Origin of the sequence: Bradyrhizobium sp. CCBAU 25338 (genome assembly GCF_028128965.1) — a bacterium.
Taxonomy (GTDB): domain Bacteria; phylum Pseudomonadota; class Alphaproteobacteria; order Rhizobiales; family Xanthobacteraceae; genus Bradyrhizobium; species Bradyrhizobium liaoningense.
The window spans coordinates 59,535-78,664 of record NZ_LFKY01000043.1 but is presented as its reverse complement, the minus strand read 5'-3'; the positions used below and the strand labels follow the sequence as shown (position 1 = coordinate 78,664).

Here is a 19,130-nt window from a genome sequence, read left to right as displayed (position 1 = left end):
AGAGTTTGGACCGGTGGTCCCGTGATGGGGGGCAGGGCCGGAGGACCACGGAACTCACATGCTTGATCTCGCAATCGTAGGCGGCGGCCCCGGCGGGCTGATGAGCGCCTGGTATCTGAAGCGTAAGCTCGGCGATCTCTGCCGCGTCACCATCTACGAGGCCTCCGACCGGCTGGGCGGCAAGATCGTCACGCGCAAATTCGATTCGGCGCCCGCGATGTACGAGGCCGGCGTTGCCGAGATCTACGACTACTCGATGACGGGGCCGGACCCGCTGCGCGAGCTGATCCAGCATTTCGGCCTCCAGACCATTCCGATGGACGCCGAGCAGGTGCATTTCGGCGGCGAGCTCCTCAATGACGTGCCCGGCATGCGCCGCAAATACGGCGCCAAGACCGCGGCCGCGATCGAGGCATTCCGCGAGCGCTGCATCGAGATGTTGTCGCCGGTCGAATATTACGAGGGCGTCGGCGCGCACGACAACGAGAATCCCTGGGCTTACAAGACCGCCGAGCAGGTGCTCGACGAGGAGGTCGAGGACGAGACGGCAAAGCGTTTCTTCAAGGTGATGGCCCGCTCCGACATCGCGACCGAGAGCCACAACACCAACGGTCTCAACGCGCTCAAGAACTATCTGATGGACGTCGACGGCTATATCGGCCTCTATTCCATCCAGAACGGCAACGAGCAGCTGATCGAGTGCCTGCAGTCGGAGGTCAATGCCGACATCCAGCTCAATCACCGCGTGCTCACCGTCGGCAAGGCGCCGACCGGCCGCTATCAGCTCAAGATGATGAACGGCAAGGGACCGGAGACGCGCGACTTCGATCTCGTCCTGGTCTGCCTGCCGCATTCCTGGCTGGCCACCCTGAGCTGGGAGGGCGAGCAGCTGCGCAAGTCGATGGTCAAGCACGTTGCCTATTTCGACCGCCCCGCGCACTATCTGCGCGTCTCGATCCTGTTCGACGAGCCATTCTGGGGCGAGAAGATTCCGGGCGCCTGGTTCATGTCGGAGGCTTTCGGCGGCTGCTGCGTCTACAACGAGGGCGCGCGCCACGACGTCGGCAAGCATGGCGTTCTGAACTGGCTCATTCCCGGCTCCGACGCGCTGGCTTTCGCCAATCTGTCGGATCAGGAGCTGATCGATGCCGCCCTGAAATCGCTGCCGACTTCTCTCGGCGATGCGCGTTTGCATTTCATGGAAGGCAAGATCCACCGCTGGCTGTCGTCGGTGAACGCGATTCCGGGCGGCTTGCCCGTGCGCGACGTGATGACCAACCACCGGCCCGAGCCGAAGGAGCATCCCGGCATCGTGGTCGTCGGCGACTATCTGTTCGACTCGACGCTGAACGGCCTGCTCGATTCTTCGGATGCGGCGACCGACATCATCCTGACCGAGATGATGCGCCTGCGCCGCGAACGCGCACAGGACGACAAGCCGCTGTCGGACAAGATCGATCGCGACTATTTCGAGAATTATCGCGGCCTCGGTCCCTACCACGAGGCGTGGCGGCACTTCACCGACCCCGATTACCTCAGCAGGCTGATCGGGATCGTCTGGGGCAAGGCAACGGGCGCCAAGCTGCTGGTCGCGGGGTCCGCCAGCGGTGAGCTGGTCGGCGCGCTGCGCGATCGCGGCATCGATGCATGGGGAATCGAGAACAACCGCGCCATCCACGCCAAGACGCCGAAAGCGCTGAAGAAGTACAACAAGCTCGGCTCGATCACCGACATGCCATTCAAGGACGGCACGTTCGACTTCGTGTTCGAGACCAGCCTCTGCCACGTTTCCCCGAAGCAGGTGGCCCGTGCGATCCGCGAGCTCAACCGCGTGGTCAAGACCGGCCTCGTGTTCGGCTCGGTCACCTCGGACATGGCGCCGGCCCTGATCGACCGCTACGACCTGCTGCGCGGGGTCAAGAAGCTCGGCACCTGGTGGGAATGGTCCGAACTGTTCTTCGGCAACGGCTTCGACCTGTCGATGCACCGCAAGGATTGCACCGATGCGCTCTGGGAGGCGACGCTCGCCGCCAACAAGGGGCCGGGGCAGTGGTACGCCGACGCCGACAGCTTGCGCTATTCCTTCTTCGACAAGGTCGAGGACGAGGACTAGCCGCGGGGCGCGGATCGAATCGGCCAATTGTTTTGCCGAATTCATCCTGATCGCATAGAATCGGTGCAATAGCGGTTGCCGCTATGTCCTGCTTTCTCTGCGGTCATGCCGGCCGTCAGCATCGGTTGGTTTCATGGCTTCCAAGCCTCTCTCGCCCGACAAACAGAAGCTCGCCGCGGAAGAGGCGGCCGAGCTCGACGACAAGCTCGCCTCCGCTGCCAAGCCGGACCTCGAAGAGGACGAGGACGGCGAAGACGAGCGGGATGACGAGCTCGACGATGATGATGACGATGAGGACGAGGACCTCGTCGTCTTTACCGCGCGCGAAGCCGCCGGCGCGCTCGCGACCATCGTCGGATTCGTCAAACCTTATCTGACGAACTACAAGCGGATGCTGTCATACGTGGCGTTCGGCGTCTTCGTGGAGACGCTGTTCAACGTCATCATGCCGCTCAGCCTCAAGTTCCTGATCGACGAGGCGCTCGGGGAGGAGGATTTCCAGGCGCTGTACAAGATCCTCGGCGTGCTTGCGGTCGCCGGCATCTTCACCTCGATCGTTGCCGTCTGGTACGAGCGCTGGGATGCGCGGCTCGCCGCCTGCATCATCTCCGACGTCCGCAAGCGGCTGTTCGAGCACGTCCAGGACCTGCCGGCGGGTTATTTCGGCCGCACCAGGCGCGGCGAGATCCTGTCGCGCTTTTCGGTCGATCTCTCGGCCTTTGAAGGCTCGGTCAAGACCTTTGCCAACAGTGCCGCGCTGCCGTTCCTGGAACTGGTCGCGGGCATCATCCTGATGCTGTTCCTGAACTGGCAGCTCGCCGTTGTCGCGCTGCTGGTGTTTCCGATCACGCTGATCGGCCCGCGGATCCTGACGTCCAAGGCGGTGCACGCCAACTACGAGCAGAAGCTCAACGAGTCGGCGCTGCTCGGCATGGTGCAGGAGAACGTGGCCGCCCAGGCCGTGATCAAGGCGTTCAGCCTGCAACGCAAGATGTTCGGCTTCTTCACCTTGCGCAATGACGAGACCCGCAACAGGATCGCCTCGGCGGCGTTCCTCTCGACCATGGTGGAGCGGACGGTCACCATCTCGGTGCTCCTCCTGCACCTCGTGGTGCTCGCGATCGGCGCGTATCTCGCGACCAAGGGCCAGATCACGATCGGCACCTTCGTCACCTTCGAGAGCGCGTTCTGGGAGGTTTCCTACAACATCGCTCATGTGATGCATTTCATCCCGGTGTCGATCTCCTCGGCCGCCGCGATTCGCCACATCCAGGAACTGCTCGACGAGCCGACCCGCGGCGCCGATCGCCCCGGCGCGCCCGATCTGCCGCGTATCACCAACGACATCACTTTCGATCACGTCACCTTCCGGTATGAGGGCAGTCAGACGCCGGTGCTGGACAATCTCAGCCTCAAGCTCAATGCCGGCAAGCGCATCGCGATCGTCGGTCCAAGCGGCTCCGGCAAGAGCACGCTGCTCAATCTGATCCTGCGGCTCTACGTGCCCGACGAAGGTCGCGTCACCATCGACGGCGTCGACGTTCGCAAGGTGACGCTGGATTCGCTGCGCCGGAGCATGGCGGTGGTGTTCCAGGAGAACATGCTGTTCAACATGTCGATCCGCGAGAACATCCGGCTCGGCAAGGAGGGGGCGACCGACGCGGAGGTGGAGGAGGCGGCCAAGAAGGCCGAGATCCACCGCTACATCATGAGCCTGCCGCAGCGATACGACACGCCGGTCGGCGAGCGTGGAGACACGCTGTCCGGCGGCCAGCGCCAGCGTATCGCGATCGCGCGCGCAATCATCCGCAACCCGTCGGTGCTGCTGCTGGACGAGGCCACCTCGGCGCTCGACCAGACCACGGAAGCCGCGATCAACCGCACGCTGCTCAAGATCGCCAAGGGCCGTACCATGATCTGGTCGACTCACCGCCTGACCTCGGTGGTCGAGATGGACGAGATCATCGTGATTTCAGGGGGCAGGGCGATCGAGCGCGGCTCCCACGCCGAATTGCTCGCCAGGAACGGTGCCTATCGCAAGCTGTGGAACGACCAGATCCACCAGCCGCATGGCGCGCCGGCTCATGACGACGACAGAAGCGACGACGACGAAGACGATGACGAAGAGGGCGAGGAGTGACCGGGGCCGGGCACTGCAGCTTCCGGCTCGGTGATTCCCGGATGCAAATCGTTCGGCCGGAGCTGCGCCACTGATTTTTTGGCCTCCTTGGGTTGGCCCTATCAACTCCTGCCGACCGATCAGCGTTGCCCGGAGATCGCTGACGTGACCTGGTGTCACGGCGGCAATTGCGCTGGATCCCCGCCGCACAAGGCGGATTCGTTCAAAGGCGCGGAAAAGAGCTTCGGTTTGGTAATAAAAGTATATTTAATCCGGGTATAATTTCGTCGGAGCCGACAGAGCAGGCCCTTTGTTCCCCGATCGGGCTGGCGTGGTGAAGGCGCCGAAGAAGCTATTTCTGCAGGCGCATGAAGCGCTTTCTGACTGTCGTTTCGCCTTGACTGGACCGATTCTCGCCTATAGAAAGCGCCTCACTTAACGACAGGCGGTGAGCATCGCCAGCGTCGGAACGGGCCACCCGTTGATCCCAAAGGACTAGATCCACGAGGGATCGCTCAAGGCGGGCACCAACCTCGACGAATGCCGCTCAAACGCTGTCGATCATAGCTAGGCAATGCCAGTGCGACTTTAGTTCTCTTGAGCACGTTCTCTTGAGATCGAATTCGGATGCATGACCTCAGTGCGCGGGCCGCGGCTTTTCGCTGAACGGCTTCGATACTGCGGTCCTCTGTGGCGTCGAAGCGCTTTCCGCTCGCTGATCGAGCGGTTGGCGCAATTTCGCTTTGTGCGGATTGTTCGCATGAGGTGGCCTCGTCGGGCGGGTGGCTCGAAAGAATTTGCGGTTCCGGCAACGGGCCGCGGCAAGACAGCGGACCCGGAGGGGGCCGCGGCAGAACAAAGGGTAAGGCCAGGATGCCGACGATCAACCAGCTGATCGCTCAACCGCGTGAAGTGCAGAAGTCGCGCAAGAAGGTGCCGGCGCTGCAGCAGTCGCCGCAGAAGCGTGGTGTTTGCACCCGCGTCTACACCACGACCCCGAAGAAGCCGAACTCGGCGCTTCGTAAGGTCGCCAAGGTGCGCCTGACCAACGGCTTCGAGGTGATCGGCTACATCCCCGGCGAGGGCCATAACCTCCAGGAGCACTCGGTGGTCATGATCCGCGGTGGCCGCGTCAAGGACTTGCCGGGCGTGCGCTATCACATCCTCCGCGGCGTTCTGGATACCCAGGGCGTCAAGAACCGTAAGCAGCGTCGTTCGAAGTACGGCGCCAAGCGTCCGAAGTAAGCGGGAACCAGGTCCATGTCTCGTCGCCATTCTGCTGAAAAGCGTGAAGTCCTTCCCGATCCGAAGTTCGGGAACATCATCGTCACGAAGTTCATGAACTCGGTGATGTACGCCGGCAAGAAGTCGGTCGCCGAAGGTATCGTCTACGGCGCGTTCGGCCTCATCGAAAGCAAGACCAAGCAGAGCCCGCTCGGCGTGTTCGAGCAGGCGCTCGAGAACGTCATGCCGACCATCGAAGTGCGCTCCCGCCGCGTCGGCGGCGCGACCTACCAGGTTCCGGTCGAGGTTCGTTCGACCCGCCGGCAAGCCCTGGGCATCCGCTGGCTGATCGCGGCTGCGCGCGAGCGCAACGAGAAGACGATGACCGAGCGGCTCTCGGCGGAGCTCTTGGATGCATCGAATAACCGGGGGAACGCCGTCAAGAAGCGCGAAGACGTGCACCGCATGGCGGAAGCCAACCGCGCCTTCTCGCACTATCGCTGGTAACGGCGCCACACTCGGACTCGCAAGGAACGACCCATGCCCCGCCAACATGCCATCGAGGACTACCGTAACTTCGGTATCATGGCGCATATCGACGCCGGCAAGACCACGACGACCGAGCGCATCCTCTATTACACCGGCAAGAGCCACAAGATCGGCGAAGTGCACGAAGGTGCCGCGACGATGGACTGGATGGAGCAGGAGCAGGAGCGTGGCATCACGATCACTTCGGCTGCCACCACCGCGTTCTGGAACGGCAAGCGCCTGAACATCATCGACACGCCTGGCCACGTCGACTTCACCATCGAGGTCGAGCGCAGCTTGCGCGTGCTCGACGGCGCCGTCTGCGTTCTCGACTCGAACCAGGGCGTCGAGCCCCAGACCGAGACCGTCTGGCGCCAGGGCGACAAGTACAAGGTTCCGCGCATCGTCTTCGCCAACAAGATGGACAAGATCGGTGCGGACTTCTTCAAGTGTCTGTCCGACATCGTCGACCGTCTGGGCGCGAAGCCCGTCGCGATCCAGCTTCCGATCGGTGCCGAAAACAACTTCAAGGGTCTCGTCGACCTCGTGAAGATGAAGGGCGTCGTCTGGAACGATGAATCGCTCGGCGCCAAGTTCGACTATGTCGACATTCCGGAAGACCTCGTCGACCAGGCCAAGGAATACCGCGAGAAGATGGTGGAAGCCGCCGTCGAGCTCGACGACGACGCCATGGCCGCCTATCTCGACGGCAAGGAGCCGGACGAGGCGACGCTGAAGAGGCTGATCCGCAAGGCGGTGCTGACTGGCGCGTTCTATCCCGTGCTGTGCGGCTCGGCCTTCAAGAACAAGGGCGTGCAGCCGCTGCTCGACGCCGTCGTCGATTATCTGCCGTCGCCGCTCGACGTGCCTGCGATCAAGGGCACCGATGACAAGGGCAACGAAGTCGTGCGCAAGGCGGACGACAAGGAGCCCCTGGCGCTGCTCGCGTTCAAGATCATGGACGACCCGTTCGTCGGCACCATCACCTTCTGCCGCATCTACTCCGGCATTCTGCAGAGCGGCACCGGCGTCGTGAACTCGACCCGTGAGAAGAAGGAGCGGATCGGGCGCATGCTCCTGATGCATGCGAACAACCGCGAGGACATCAAGGAAGCCTATGCCGGCGACATCGTCGCGCTGGCCGGCCTGAAGGAAGCGCGCACCGGTGACACGCTGTGCGATCCCGACAAGCAGGTGATCCTCGAGAAGATGGAATTCCCCGAGCCGGTCATCGAGATCGCGATCGAGCCGAAGTCCAAGGCCGACCAGGAGAAGCTGGGCGTGGCGCTGGCCAAGCTCGCCGCGGAGGATCCGTCCTTCCGCGTGTCGACCGACCACGAGTCCGGCCAGACCATCCTCAAGGGCATGGGCGAACTCCACCTCGACATCAAGGTCGACATCCTCAAGCGTACCTACAAGGTCGACGCCAATATCGGCGCGCCGCAGGTGGCTTTCCGTGAGCGCGTCACCAAGCGGGTGGAGCACAGCTACACCCACAAGAAGCAGACCGGCGGTACCGGCCAGTTCGCGGCCGTGTCGTTCATCGTCGAGCCGAACGAGCCCGGCAAGGGCTACGAGTTCGAATCGAAGATCGTCGGCGGCGCGGTGCCGAAGGAATACATCCCCGGCGTCGAGAAGGGCCTGGAAAGCGTGCTGTCGTCCGGCGTGGTCGCGGGCTTCCCCGTGGTCGACGTCAAGGTGACGCTCGTCGACGGCAAGTACCACGACGTCGACTCGTCGGCGCTCGCCTTCGAAATCGCTTCGCGCGCCTGCTTCCGCGAAGCGCTGCAGATGGGCAAGTCCGTCCTGCTCGAGCCGATCATGAAGGTCGAAGTGGTGACCCCGGAAGACTACACCGGCTCGGTCATCGGCGATCTGAATTCCCGGCGCGGTCAGATCCAGGGACAGGACATGCGCGGCAACGCCAACGTCATCAACGCGATGGTGCCGCTCATGAACATGTTCGGTTACGTGAACAATCTGCGCTCGATGAGCCAGGGTCGCGCGACCTTCACCATGCAGTTCGACCACTACGCAGAAGCGCCGGCCAACGTGTCGGCAGAAGTCCAGAAGAAGTTTGCCTGATTGTCGTCGGTCTCAAGCTGACGATTGAACGGAGAGTCAAATGGCCAAAGCAAAGTTTGAACGTAACAAGCCGCACTGCAACATCGGCACCATCGGTCACGTCGACCATGGCAAGACGTCGCTGACCGCGGCGATCACCAAGATCCTCGCCGAGACCGGCGGTGCGACGTTCACCGCGTACGACCAGATCGACAAGGCGCCGGAAGAGAAGGCCCGCGGCATCACCATCTCGACCGCGCACGTCGAGTACGAGACGCAGAATCGCCACTACGCCCACGTCGACTGCCCCGGCCACGCCGACTACGTGAAGAACATGATCACCGGCGCGGCCCAGATGGACGGTGCGATCTTGGTCGTGTCCGCCGCTGACGGCCCGATGCCGCAGACCCGCGAGCACATCCTGCTCGCCCGCCAGGTCGGCGTCCCCGCGCTCGTCGTGTTCCTCAACAAGTGCGACATGGTCGACGATCCGGAGCTGCTCGAGCTCGTCGAGCTCGAAGTCCGCGAACTGCTCTCGAAGTACGAGTTCCCCGGCGACAAGATCCCGATCATCAAGGGTTCGGCGCTCGCCGCTCTCGAAGACTCCGACAAGAAGCTCGGCCACGATGCCATCCTCGAGCTGATGCGCAACGTCGACGAGTACATCCCGCAGCCGGAGCGTCCGATCGACCAGCCGTTCCTGATGCCGGTTGAAGACGTGTTCTCGATCTCGGGCCGCGGCACCGTGGTGACCGGCCGTGTCGAGCGCGGCGTCGTCAAGGTCGGCGAGGAAATCGAGATCGTCGGTCTCCGCGCCACCCAGAAGACCACCGTCACCGGCGTTGAAATGTTCCGCAAGCTGCTCGATCAGGGCCAGGCGGGCGACAACATCGGCGCGCTGCTCCGCGGCACCAAGCGTGAGGACGTCGAGCGCGGCCAGGTTCTGGCCAAGCCCGGTTCGGTCAAGCCGCACACCAAGTTCAAGGCTGAGGCCTACATCCTCACCAAGGAAGAGGGCGGTCGCCACACTCCGTTCTTCACCAACTACCGTCCGCAGTTCTACTTCCGCACCACCGACGTGACCGGTGTCGTGCACCTGCCGGAAGGCACCGAGATGGTGATGCCGGGCGACAACATCGCGATGGAAGTGCACCTGATCGTGCCGATCGCGATGGAAGAGAAGCTCCGCTTCGCGATCCGCGAAGGCGGCCGCACCGTCGGCGCCGGCGTCGTCGCCTCGATCATCGAGTAACAAGCGAATAGGGAATGGTGAGTGGCGAATAGGGAATTCTATTCGCTACTCGCTACTCGCCACTCTACTCAAAGAAAGCACGGCAATGAACGGCCAAAACATTCGTATCCGTCTCAAGGCGTTCGACCATCGTATCCTCGATACGTCGACCCGCGAGATCGTGAACACGGCGAAGCGCACCGGCGCGCAGGTCCGCGGACCCATTCCGCTGCCCACGCGCATCGAGAAGTTCACCGTCAACCGTTCGCCCCACGTCGACAAGAAGAGCCGCGAACAGTTCGAGATGCGCACGCACAAGCGCCTGCTCGACATCGTCGATCCGACCCCGCAGACCGTCGATGCTTTGATGAAGCTCGACCTGGCCGCCGGTGTCGACGTCGAGATCAAGCTCTGAGCAAGACCCCGAGAAGTGGGCACCGGTTCTCTGACCGGATCTTGCTCACTACGAAGATTAGCTAGTCCGCAAGGACAGAAAGAACAGGAAGCAAGCCGATGCGCTCCGGAGTGATCGCACAAAAGGTCGGGATGACGCGGGTCTTCACGGAGGCCGGCGAACATATCCCCGTGACCGTGCTGAAGCTCGGCAATTGCCAGGTCGTAGGCCACCGCACCGAAGAGAAGAACGGTTACGTCGCGCTCCAGCTCGGTTCTGGCAGCCGCAAGACCGTTTACATGCCGAAGGCCGAGCGCGGCCAGTTCGCGGTCGCCAAGGTCGAGCCGAAGCGCCGGGTCGAGGAGTTCCGGGTCAGCGCAGATGCGATGATCCCGGTCGGCGCCGAGATCCAGGCGGATCACTTCGTCGTCGGCCAGTTCGTCGACGTCACCGGCACCTCGGTCGGTAAGGGCTTCGCCGGCGGCATGAAGCGCTGGAACTTTGGCGGTCTGCGCGCCACGCACGGTGTGTCGATCTCGCACCGCTCGATCGGTTCGACCGGTGGTCGTCAGGACCCCGGCAAGACCTGGAAGAACAAGAAGATGCCCGGCCACATGGGTGTCGACCGCATCACCACGCTCAACCTTCGCGTCGTCCAGACCGATGTCGAGCGCGGCCTGATCCTCGTCGAAGGCGCCGTTCCCGGCTCCAAGGGCGGTTGGATCCGCGTGCGCGACGCCGTCAAGAAGCCGCTGCCGAAGGAAGCTCCGAAGCCCGGCAAGTTCAAGGTTGCTGGCGACGCGGAAGCCGCTCCGGCTGCGCAGGAGGCGTGAGATGGAATTGAAGGTCACCACCCTCGAAGGTAAGGAAGCCGGCTCGGTCCAGCTCTCCGACGCCATTTTCGGCCTCGAGCCGCGCGAGGACATCATCGCGCGCTGCGTGCAGTGGCAGCTCAACAAGCGCCAGGCCGGCACGCACAAGGCCAAGGGTCGCGCCGAGATCTGGCGCACCGGCAAGAAGATGTACAAGCAGAAGGGTACCGGCGGTGCTCGTCACGGCTCGGCCCGCGTGCCGCAGTTCCGCGGCGGCGGCCGTGCCTTCGGTCCGGTGGTGCGTTCGCACGCCACCGACCTGCCGAAGAAGGTCCGCGCGCTCGCTCTGAAGCATGCGCTCTCGGCCAAGGCCAAGGACGGCGATCTCGTCGTGATCGACAAGGCCGCGCTCGAGACCGCCAAGACCAAGGCGTTGCTCGGTCACTTCTCGGGCCTCGGGCTCACCAACGCGCTGATCATCGACGGCGCCGAGCTCAACAACGGCTTTGCCGCTGCGGCCCGCAACATCCCGAACATGGATGTGCTGCCGATCCAGGGCATCAACGTCTATGACATCCTGCGCCGTCAGAAGCTTGTTCTGACCAAGGCCGCCATCGATGCGCTGGAGGCGCGCTTCAAATGACGAAGAACATCGAGCCTCGCCACTACGACGTGATCCTGTCGCCGGTCGTGACCGAAAAGGCGACGATCGCCTCGGAGCACAACAAGGTGCTGTTCAAGGTGGCCGCAAAGGCGACCAAGCCGCAGATCAAGGAAGCGATCGAGAAGCTGTTCGACGTCAAGGTCAAGAGCGTCAACACGCTGGTCCGCAAGGGTAAGACGAAGATCTTCCGCGGCAATCTCGGCTCGCAGTCGAACTCCAAGCGCGCGATCGTGACCCTCGAAGAGGGTCACCGGATCGACGTGACCACCGGTCTGTAAGGTCGTACGACGATGGCACTGAAGACATTCAATCCCACGACGCCCGGCCAGCGCCAGTTGGTCATGGTCGATCGTTCGGCCCTGTACAAGGGCAAGCCGGTCAAGGCGCTCACCGAGGGCAAGAAGTCCTCGGGCGGTCGCAACAACACCGGCCGCATCACCGTGCGTTTCCGCGGTGGCGGTCACAAGCAGACGCTGCGTACCGTCGACTTCAAGCGCGAGAAGATCGACGTTCCCGCGACCGTCGAGCGGCTGGAGTATGATCCGAACCGCACCGGCTTCATCGCGCTGATCAAGTATCAGGACGGCGAGCAGGCCTACATCCTGGCGCCGCAGCGCCTGGCCGTGGGTGACACGATCGTCGCCGGCAACTATGTCGACGTGAAGCCGGGCAACGTCATGCCGCTCGGCAATATGCCGGTCGGCACGATCATCCACAACATCGAGGTCAAGATCGGGAAGGGCGGCCAGCTCGCCCGTTCCGCGGGCACCTATGCCCAGCTCGTCGGCCGCGACCAGGACTACGTCATCATCCGCCTGAATTCGGGCGAGCAGCGTCTGGTGCACGGCCGTTGCCGCGGCACGATCGGCGCGGTGTCGAACCCGGATCACATGAACACCTCGATCGGCAAGGCCGGTCGCAAGCGTTGGATGGGCCGCAGGCCGCACAACCGTGGTGTCGCGATGAACCCGATCGACCATCCGCACGGCGGTGGTGAAGGTCGTACCTCGGGCGGTCGCCACCCGGTCACTCCGTGGGGCAAGCCGACCAAGGGCAAGAAGACCCGCACCAACAAGTCGACCAACAAATTCATTCTCCTAAGCCGCCACAAGCGGAAGAAGTAAGGAACGCCGGACATGGTTCGTTCAGTCTGGAAAGGCCCGTTCGTCGAGGGTTCTCTGCTCAAGAAGGCAGATGCCGCGCGCGCGTCCGGCCGTCACGACGTCATCAAGATCTGGAGCCGTCGCTCGACGATCCTGCCGCAGTTCGTCGGCCTGACCTTCGGCGTCTACAACGGTCAGAAGCACGTGCCGGTGGCCGTCAACGAGGAAATGGTCGGTCACAAGTTCGGCGAGTTCTCGCCGACCCGGACCTTCCATGGCCACTCCGGCGACAAGAAAGCCAAGAAGGCTTGAGGATTACACGATGAGCAAACCTAAGCGCGAACGGAGCCTCGCCGAGAACGAGGCCAAGGCGGTCGCCCGGATGCTGCGGGTGAGCCCGCAGAAGCTCAACCTGGTCGCCCAGCTTATTCGCGGCCGGAAGGCGTCTGCCGCGCTCGCCGACCTGCAGTTTTCGCGCAAGCGGATCGCGGTCGATGTCAAGAAGTGCCTGGAATCGGCTATCGCCAACGCCGAGAACAACCATGACCTCGACGTCGACGATCTCGTCGTGGCGCAGGCCTTTGTCGGCAACGGCCTCGTGATGAAGCGCTTTGCCGCCCGCGGCCGCGGCCGCTCGGGTCGTGTCTACAAACCATTTTCGCAGCTGACGATCATCGTTCGTCAGGTCGAAGCCGAAGCAGCCGCTTAAGAGCGCAGGAGAACACGATGGGTCAAAAGATCAATCCGATCGGTCTGCGTCTCGGCATCAACCGGACCTGGGATTCCCGCTGGTTCGCCGGCAAGCAGGAATACGGCAAGCTGCTGCACGAGGACGTCAAGATCCGCGAGATCCTGCACAAGGAGCTGAAGCAGGCGGCCGTTGCCCGCATCGTGATCGAGCGTCCGCACAAGAAGTGCCGCGTCACCATCCACTCGGCCCGTCCGGGTGTGGTGATCGGCAAGAAGGGTGCGGACATCGACAAGCTGCGCAAGAAGGTCGCGGACATCACCTCGTCCGACGTCGTCATCAACATCGTCGAGATCCGCAAGCCGGAGCTCGATGCGACGCTGGTGGCCGAGTCGATCGCGCAGCAGCTCGAGCGCCGCGTGGCGTTCCGCCGTGCCATGAAGCGCGCCGTGCAATCGGCGATGCGCCTCGGCGCGGAGGGCATCCGCATCAATTGCTCGGGACGTCTGGGCGGTGCGGAAATCGCGCGGATGGAGTGGTACCGTGAAGGCCGCGTGCCGCTGCACACGCTGCGTGCCGACATCGACTACGGCGTTGCGACCGCGTTCACGACCTTCGGCACCTGCGGCGTCAAGGTCTGGATCTTCAAGGGCGAGATCCTCGAGCACGATCCGATGGCCCAGGACAAGAGAATGGCCGAAGGCGAGACGGGTGGCAGTGGTGATCGTGGCCGTCAGCGCCGCGACACGGCTGCAGCCTAAAGCCGCACAGGAATTTGAGGGCTTAAAGCCATGATGCAACCTAAGAAAACGAAGTTCCGGAAGGCGCACAAGGGCCGCATCCACGGCGTTGCGTCTTCGGGCGCGACGTTGGCGTTCGGCCAGTTCGGCCTCAAGGCGACCGAGCCTGAGCGCGTCACCGCGCGCCAGATCGAAGCCGCCCGTCGCGCGCTGACCCGTCACATGAAGCGCGCCGGCCGCGTCTGGATCCGCGTGTTCCCCGACGTTCCGGTATCCAAGAAGCCGGCCGAAGTCCGCATGGGTTCCGGCAAGGGTTCGCCGGAATTGTGGGTCGCGCGCGTCAAGCCGGGCCGGGTGCTGTTCGAGATCGACGGCGTCAACACCCAGACCGCGCGTGAGGCGCTGACCCTGGCGGCAGCCAAGCTGCCGATCAAGACGCGCTTCGTCGAGCGCATTGCGGAGTAATGGCCATGGCCCAGATGAAGATCGAAGACATCCGCGCGATGAGCCCCGACCAGCAGGATGACGCCATCCTGAATCTGAAGAAGGAGCGCTTCAACCTGCGCTTCCAGCGCGCCACCGGGCAGCTCGAGAACACCTCGCGCCTGCGCGAGGCTCGCCGTGACATCGCCCGGATCAAGACCGTCGCCGCGCAGACGCGCGCCAAGAAGAAGTAAGAGGCTTACGAAGATGCCGAAACGTACTTTGCAGGGCGTGGTCGTCAGCGACAAGCAAGCCAAGACCATCGTGGTGCGGGTCGATCGCCGCTTCACGCACCCGATCTACAAGAAGACCATCCGCCGGTCGAAGAATTACCACGCGCACGACGAGAGCAACGAGTTCAAGCCGGGCGACATGGTGTGGATCGAGGAAACGAAGCCGATTTCGAAGTTGAAGCGCTGGGTCGTGATCCGGGGCGAACACAAGAAAAGCGCCTGATCTGTTGGCTCTAGCCGACTGACTTCAGGGAAATGTTGAGCGCCGGCTGGGCTGGCGCAAAGAGAAAGAGGACGAGGTGCATCAATGATTCAGATGCAGACCAACCTCGACGTGGCCGACAATTCTGGCGCACGCCGTGTCATGTGTATCAAGGTGCTCGGAGGCTCCAAGCGCCGCTACGCCACGATCGGCGACATCATCGTCGTGTCGATCAAGGAAGCGATTCCGCGTGGCAAGGTGAAGAAGGGCGACGTGATGAAGGCCGTCGTGGTGCGCGTCCGCAAGGACATCCGCCGCGCTGACGGTTCGGTCATCCGCTTCGACCGCAACGCCGCCGTCCTGATCAACAACCAGTCCGAGCCGGTCGGCACCCGTATCTTCGGGCCCGTGCCGCGCGAGCTGCGCGCCAAGAACCACATGAAGATCATCTCGCTCGCGCCGGAGGTGCTGTGATGGCTGCGAAGATCCGCAAGGGCGACAAGGTCGTCGTGCTGACCGGCCGCGACAAGGGCCGCACCGGCGAGGTGTTCGAGGTGCGTCCCGACGCCGGTACCGCGCTCGTGCGCGGCATCAACGTGGTCAAGCGTCACCAGAAGCAGACGCAGGCCCAGGAGGGCGGCATCATCTCGAAAGAGGCGCCGATCCAACTGTCCAACATCGCGTATGTCGGCAAGGACGGAAAGCCGACCCGCATCGGATTCAAGATTCTGGCGGACGGCAAGAAGGTCCGCATCGCCAAGAGCTCGGGAGCTGAGATCGATGGCTGAGGCCGCTTACACGCCGCGCCTGCGCGCGGAATATGATGCGAAGATCCGCACGGCTCTGACCGAGAAGTTCGGTTACGAGAACGTCATGCAGGTTCCGCGTCTGGACAAGGTCGTGCTGAACATGGGCGTTGGCGATTCCGTCAACGACCGCAAGAAGGCCGAGACCGCCGCTGCCGAGCTGACCCAGATCGCCGGCCAGAAGGCGATCGTGACCTATTCGCGTATCGCGATCGCGACCTTCAAGCTGCGTGAGAACCAGCCGATCGGCTGCAAAGTTACGCTGCGCAAGGCCCGCATGTACGAGTTCATCGATCGCCTGGTGACGGTCGCACTGCCGCGCGTCCGCGACTTCCGCGGCCTGAACCCGAAGAGCTTCGACGGCCGCGGCAACTACTCGCTCGGCATCAAGGAACACATCATTTTCCCCGAGATCGACTTCGACAAGGTCACGGAAGCCCGCGGTATGGACATCACCGTCTGCACCACGGCCAAGACCGACGAAGAGGCGAGGGCCTTGTTGACCGCTTTCAATTTCCCGTTCCGGCAGTGAGACGCTGACCTAGAGCCTCTCAAACGCGGATACCCAGGAGCCAAGCATGGCAAAGAAGAGTTCAGTCGAGAAGAACAACAGGCGCAAGCGGATGGTGAAGAACGCCGCCGCCAAGCGCGAGCGGTTGAAGGCGATCATCGCCGACAAGACGCTGCCGATGGAGGAGCGGTTCGCCGCGACCCTGAAGCTGGCGGAAATGCCGCGCAATTCGTCGGCGACCCGCATCCGCCTGCGCTGCGAGCTGTCGGGCCGCCCGCGCTCGAACTACCGCAAGAACAAGCTGTCCCGTATCGCGCTGCGCGACCTTGGCTCCAGGGGCCTGGTCCCCGGCCTCGTGAAGTCCAGCTGGTAAGGAGGGTCGTTTAGATGTCTACGCACGATCCAATCAGCGATCTGATCACCCGTATCCGCAACGCGCAGATGCGGTCGAAGACCAAGGTCTCCACGCCCGGCTCGAAGATGCGCGAGAACGTGCTCGAGGTTCTGAAGACCGAGGGCTACATCCGCGGTTACGCCACGCTCGAGCATTCCTCGGGCCGCAGCGAGATCGAGATCGAGCTGAAGTATTTCGACGGCGAGCCCGTCATCCGCGAGATTGAGCGCGTTTCCAAGCCCGGGCGTCGCGTCTACGCCTCGGTGAAGAACCTGCCGCGGGTGAACAACGGACTCGGGATTTCGGTGTTGTCGACGCCGAAGGGGATCATGGCCGACCACAGCGCGCGCGACGCGAATGTGGGCGGTGAAGTCCTCTTCACGGTGTTCTGAGAAGGATTTTCGATCCATGTCACGTGTTGGCAAAAAGCCTGTGACGGTGCCGTCGGGCGTTACTGCGACCGTCGACGGCCAGACCGTCAAGATGAAGGGGCCGAAGGGCCAGCTTCAGTTTATCGTCCATGACGACGTCGAGGTGAAGCTCGAGAACGGCCAGGTCAAGGTCAAGCCGCGGACCGAGACCAACCGCGCGCGGGCGCTGTACGGTACCGCTCGCGCCCAGGTCGCGAATCTGGTCGAAGGCGTCACCAAGGGCTTCGAGAAGAAGCTTGAGATCACCGGCGTCGGCTATCGCGCCGCGATGCAGGGCAAGAACCTGCAGCTCGCGCTCGGCTATAGCCACGACGTGATCTATCCGATCCCCGAGGGGATCACGATCACGGTGCCGAAGCCGACCGAGATCACGGTGGCGGGCAGCGACGTCCAGCGCGTCGGCCAAGTCGCCGCCGAGATCCGCTCCTATCGTCCGCCGGAGCCCTACAAGGGCAAGGGCGTGAAGTATGTGGGCGAATTCATCTTCCGCAAGGAAGGCAAGAAGAAGTAACGGAGCCGGTCATGTCGAAAGCCAAGGTTACGAATGCCCGGCGCAAGCGGAGTGTGCGGCTGAAGCTGCGCCGTTCCGCCGGCGGCCGTCCGCGCCTGTCAGTGTTCCGCTCGTCCAAGCACATCTACGCCCAGGTCATCGACGACCTGAAGGGCGAGACGCTGGCCTCTGCCTCCTCGCTTGAGAAGTCGATGCGCGACGGCGGCAAGACCGGCGCCGACATCGATGCGGCGAAGGCGGTCGGCAAGTTGCTGGCCGAGCGCGCGGCCGAGAAGGGCGTCAAGGAAGTCGTGTTCGATCGCGGCAGCTATCTCTACCACGGGCGCGTCAAGGCTCTGGCCGACGCGGCGCGTGAGAGCGGGCTGAGCTTCTAACAGAATTTGAGGATTGAGGCGCAAGCCTCTGAAGGATTGGAAAAACCATGGCAGCTGAACGCGAACAACGTGGTGGACGCGATCAACGCGGCGGCGGACGTGAACGCAGGGAGCGCGAGGAGCGCGACAGCGAGTTCGTCGACAAGCTCGTCCACATCAACCGCGTGGCCAAGGTCGTCAAGGGCGGCAAGCGCTTCGGTTTCGCAGCGCTGGTCGTGATCGGCGACCAGAAGGGTCGTGCCGGCTTCGGTCACGGCAAGGCGCGCGAAGTGCCCGAGGCGATCCGCAAGGCGACCGAGTCCGCCAAGCGCAACCTGACGCGCGTGTCGCTGCGCGAGGGCCGCACGCTCCATCACGACATCGCCGGCCGTCATGGCGCGGGCCGTGTCTACCTGCGTGCAGCTCCGGCCGGTACCGGCATCATCGCCGGTGGTCCGATGCGCGCCGTGTTCGAAACGCTGGGCGTCCAGGACGTGGTGGCAAAGTCGATCGGCTCGTCGAACCCGTACAACATGGTGCGCGCGACCTTTGACGCGCTGAAGCACCAGGATTCGCCGCGTTCGGTCGCAGCCCGTCGCAACATCAAGGTGTCCACCCTCCAGTCCCGTCGTATCGGCGGCGATGCCGAGGCGGCTGCCGACTAACGGAAGCTTTTCGGAGTAGACTCCTATGGCCAAGGCCGCAAAGACGATCAAGCTCGAGCAGACCGGCAGCGCGATCCGCCGCCATCACTCGCAGCGTTCGACGCTGATCGGGCTCAAGCTCAACAAGATCGGCCGTATCAGCGAACTGCCGGACACCCCGGCGGTCCGTGGCATGATCGAGAAGGTTCACCATCTCGTCCGTATCGTCGACGAGAAGTAAGCAAAGGCGCACGATCCCGAGGAGCGGGAAGCGGTTTTCGGTGAAGATCGTGCGCAAGACACAAGGAGAAGGGCGATGAAGCTCAGCGATATCGCCGACAACGCCGGCTCGCGCAAGAAGCGTATGCGCGTCGGCCGCGGCATCGGTTCCGGCAAGGGCAAGCAGTCCGGCCGCGGCGGCAAGGGCCAGACCGCGCGTTCGGGCGTGCGCATCAAGGGTTTCGAAGGCGGCCAGATGCCGATGCATCGCCGTCTGCCCAAGCGCGGCTTCAACAACATCTTCCGCATCGAGTTCGCCGAGATCAATCTCGACAGGCTCCAGGAAGCTGTCGATGCCAAGAAGATCGATACCGGCAGCGTCGTGAACGTCGAGGCCCTGGTGAAGGGCGGCGTGCTGCGCCGCGCCAAGGGCGGTCTGCGGCTGCTCGGCCGCGGCGAGCTCAAGTCCAAGCTCAACATCGAAGTGCATGGCGCCACCAAGACCGCAATCGCGGCGGTGGAGAAGGCCGGTGGCTCGGTGAAGATCCTCGCCCCTGCCAAGGAAGAAGGCGAGGCGGCGTAACAACTGCGTCATTGGCCCGCGGCTCGCGGGCCTTTACGCATGCGGGACGTGGACTTATCGAAGCCGAGCCCCAGATAATG

27 protein-coding genes are annotated in these 19,130 nt (G+C 63.3%); all 27 read left to right on the top strand.

The window, feature by feature from the left end; all coding sequences use genetic code 11:
* The first annotated feature begins 58 nt into the window (after positions 1-58).
* The 27 genes from ACM42_RS33920 to rplO all read left to right on the top strand — a co-directional run bounded on the left by ACM42_RS33920 (position 59) and on the right by rplO (position 19,050).
* A complete protein-coding gene (locus ACM42_RS33920; protein ID WP_271532425.1) occupies positions 59-2,113 on the top strand; it encodes an FAD-dependent oxidoreductase in 2,055 nt (684 codons plus the stop codon).
* Between the two features lie 133 nt (positions 2,114-2,246).
* Positions 2,247-4,253 (top strand): ABC transporter ATP-binding protein, encoded by a 2,007-nt coding sequence (locus ACM42_RS33915; RefSeq protein ID WP_271532423.1) that lies wholly within the window; start codon positions 2,247-2,249, stop codon positions 4,251-4,253.
* Between the two features lie 852 nt (positions 4,254-5,105).
* Positions 5,106-5,477, top strand: coding sequence for a 30S ribosomal protein S12 (gene rpsL, locus ACM42_RS33910; RefSeq protein WP_007603006.1), 372 nt, complete (start codon positions 5,106-5,108; stop codon positions 5,475-5,477).
* Between the two features lie 15 nt (positions 5,478-5,492).
* A complete protein-coding gene (rpsG, locus tag ACM42_RS33905; protein WP_194393362.1) occupies positions 5,493-5,963 on the top strand; it encodes a 30S ribosomal protein S7 in 471 nt (156 codons plus the stop codon).
* A gap of 33 nt (positions 5,964-5,996) precedes the next feature.
* Positions 5,997-8,069 carry an elongation factor G gene (fusA, locus tag ACM42_RS33900; protein ID WP_028177964.1) on the top strand — a complete coding sequence of 691 codons (2,073 nt, stop codon included), beginning with the start codon at positions 5,997-5,999 and terminating at the stop codon, positions 8,067-8,069.
* Between the two features lie 40 nt (positions 8,070-8,109).
* The gene (gene tuf, locus ACM42_RS33895) at positions 8,110-9,300 is read left to right on the top strand and encodes an elongation factor Tu (protein ID WP_028177965.1); all 1,191 of its coding nucleotides are present in this window, start codon (positions 8,110-8,112) and stop codon (positions 9,298-9,300) included.
* A gap of 85 nt (positions 9,301-9,385) precedes the next feature.
* Positions 9,386-9,694, top strand: a complete 309-nt coding sequence (gene rpsJ / locus ACM42_RS33890) for a 30S ribosomal protein S10 (RefSeq protein WP_002712302.1) — start codon at positions 9,386-9,388, stop codon at positions 9,692-9,694.
* Between the two features lie 98 nt (positions 9,695-9,792).
* Positions 9,793-10,506 (top strand): 50S ribosomal protein L3, encoded by a 714-nt coding sequence (gene rplC / locus ACM42_RS33885; RefSeq protein ID WP_024342448.1) that lies wholly within the window; start codon positions 9,793-9,795, stop codon positions 10,504-10,506.
* A gap of 1 nt (position 10,507) precedes the next feature.
* Positions 10,508-11,128 carry a 50S ribosomal protein L4 gene (rplD, locus tag ACM42_RS33880; RefSeq protein WP_035709574.1) on the top strand — a complete coding sequence of 207 codons (621 nt, stop codon included), beginning with the start codon at positions 10,508-10,510 and terminating at the stop codon, positions 11,126-11,128.
* Positions 11,125-11,427, top strand: coding sequence for a 50S ribosomal protein L23 (locus tag ACM42_RS33875; protein WP_007603019.1), 303 nt, complete (start codon positions 11,125-11,127; stop codon positions 11,425-11,427). Before rplD ends, ACM42_RS33875 begins: the two co-directional genes overlap by 4 nt.
* A 12-nt stretch (positions 11,428-11,439) precedes the next feature.
* Positions 11,440-12,273, top strand: coding sequence for a 50S ribosomal protein L2 (gene rplB, locus ACM42_RS33870; protein ID WP_092294147.1), 834 nt, complete (start codon positions 11,440-11,442; stop codon positions 12,271-12,273).
* 12 nt (positions 12,274-12,285) lie between these two features.
* Positions 12,286-12,564, top strand: a complete 279-nt coding sequence (gene rpsS / locus ACM42_RS33865) for a 30S ribosomal protein S19 (protein WP_008136357.1) — start codon at positions 12,286-12,288, stop codon at positions 12,562-12,564.
* Between the two features lie 10 nt (positions 12,565-12,574).
* Positions 12,575-12,961 carry a 50S ribosomal protein L22 gene (rplV, locus tag ACM42_RS33860; protein WP_024342451.1) on the top strand — a complete coding sequence of 129 codons (387 nt, stop codon included), beginning with the start codon at positions 12,575-12,577 and terminating at the stop codon, positions 12,959-12,961.
* A 17-nt stretch (positions 12,962-12,978) separates the two neighbouring features.
* Positions 12,979-13,701, top strand: coding sequence for a 30S ribosomal protein S3 (gene rpsC / locus ACM42_RS33855; protein ID WP_028177968.1), 723 nt, complete (start codon positions 12,979-12,981; stop codon positions 13,699-13,701).
* A 30-nt stretch (positions 13,702-13,731) separates the two neighbouring features.
* Positions 13,732-14,145 (top strand): 50S ribosomal protein L16, encoded by a 414-nt coding sequence (rplP, locus tag ACM42_RS33850; RefSeq protein ID WP_008136349.1) that lies wholly within the window; start codon positions 13,732-13,734, stop codon positions 14,143-14,145.
* Between the two features lie 5 nt (positions 14,146-14,150).
* The gene (gene rpmC, locus ACM42_RS33845; protein WP_011088144.1) at positions 14,151-14,357 is read left to right on the top strand and encodes a 50S ribosomal protein L29; all 207 of its coding nucleotides are present in this window, start codon (positions 14,151-14,153) and stop codon (positions 14,355-14,357) included.
* A 13-nt stretch (positions 14,358-14,370) separates the two neighbouring features.
* A complete protein-coding gene (gene rpsQ / locus ACM42_RS33840; protein WP_028177969.1) occupies positions 14,371-14,619 on the top strand; it encodes a 30S ribosomal protein S17 in 249 nt (82 codons plus the stop codon).
* Positions 14,620-14,703: 84 nt separating this feature from the next.
* Positions 14,704-15,072 (top strand): 50S ribosomal protein L14, encoded by a 369-nt coding sequence (gene rplN, locus ACM42_RS33835; protein ID WP_007603030.1) that lies wholly within the window; start codon positions 14,704-14,706, stop codon positions 15,070-15,072.
* Entirely contained in the window at positions 15,072-15,386 is a 315-nt protein-coding gene (gene rplX, locus ACM42_RS33830) for a 50S ribosomal protein L24 (RefSeq protein ID WP_028177970.1), read from the top strand. The genes rplN and rplX overlap by 1 nt, the downstream gene beginning before the upstream one ends.
* On the top strand, positions 15,379-15,936 hold the full coding sequence (gene rplE / locus ACM42_RS33825; RefSeq protein WP_018647250.1) for a 50S ribosomal protein L5: 558 nt from the start codon (positions 15,379-15,381) through the stop codon (positions 15,934-15,936). Before rplX ends, rplE begins: the two co-directional genes overlap by 8 nt.
* A gap of 46 nt (positions 15,937-15,982) precedes the next feature.
* Positions 15,983-16,288 carry a 30S ribosomal protein S14 gene (gene rpsN, locus ACM42_RS33820; RefSeq protein ID WP_035673563.1) on the top strand — a complete coding sequence of 102 codons (306 nt, stop codon included), beginning with the start codon at positions 15,983-15,985 and terminating at the stop codon, positions 16,286-16,288.
* Between the two features lie 14 nt (positions 16,289-16,302).
* Entirely contained in the window at positions 16,303-16,701 is a 399-nt protein-coding gene (gene rpsH / locus ACM42_RS33815; RefSeq protein ID WP_027554158.1) for a 30S ribosomal protein S8, read from the top strand.
* Positions 16,702-16,717: 16 nt separating this feature from the next.
* Positions 16,718-17,251, top strand: coding sequence for a 50S ribosomal protein L6 (gene rplF, locus ACM42_RS33810; protein WP_028177973.1), 534 nt, complete (start codon positions 16,718-16,720; stop codon positions 17,249-17,251).
* 11 nt (positions 17,252-17,262) lie between these two features.
* Entirely contained in the window at positions 17,263-17,625 is a 363-nt protein-coding gene (rplR, locus tag ACM42_RS33805; protein WP_024342458.1) for a 50S ribosomal protein L18, read from the top strand.
* 47 nt (positions 17,626-17,672) lie between these two features.
* Positions 17,673-18,269, top strand: coding sequence for a 30S ribosomal protein S5 (gene rpsE, locus ACM42_RS33800; RefSeq protein WP_014494507.1), 597 nt, complete (start codon positions 17,673-17,675; stop codon positions 18,267-18,269).
* A gap of 25 nt (positions 18,270-18,294) precedes the next feature.
* Entirely contained in the window at positions 18,295-18,489 is a 195-nt protein-coding gene (gene rpmD / locus ACM42_RS33795; RefSeq protein WP_027554162.1) for a 50S ribosomal protein L30, read from the top strand.
* Positions 18,490-18,564: 75 nt separating this feature from the next.
* Positions 18,565-19,050, top strand: coding sequence for a 50S ribosomal protein L15 (gene rplO / locus ACM42_RS33790; protein ID WP_271532407.1), 486 nt, complete (start codon positions 18,565-18,567; stop codon positions 19,048-19,050).
* The last annotated feature ends 80 nt before the right edge of the window (positions 19,051-19,130 follow it).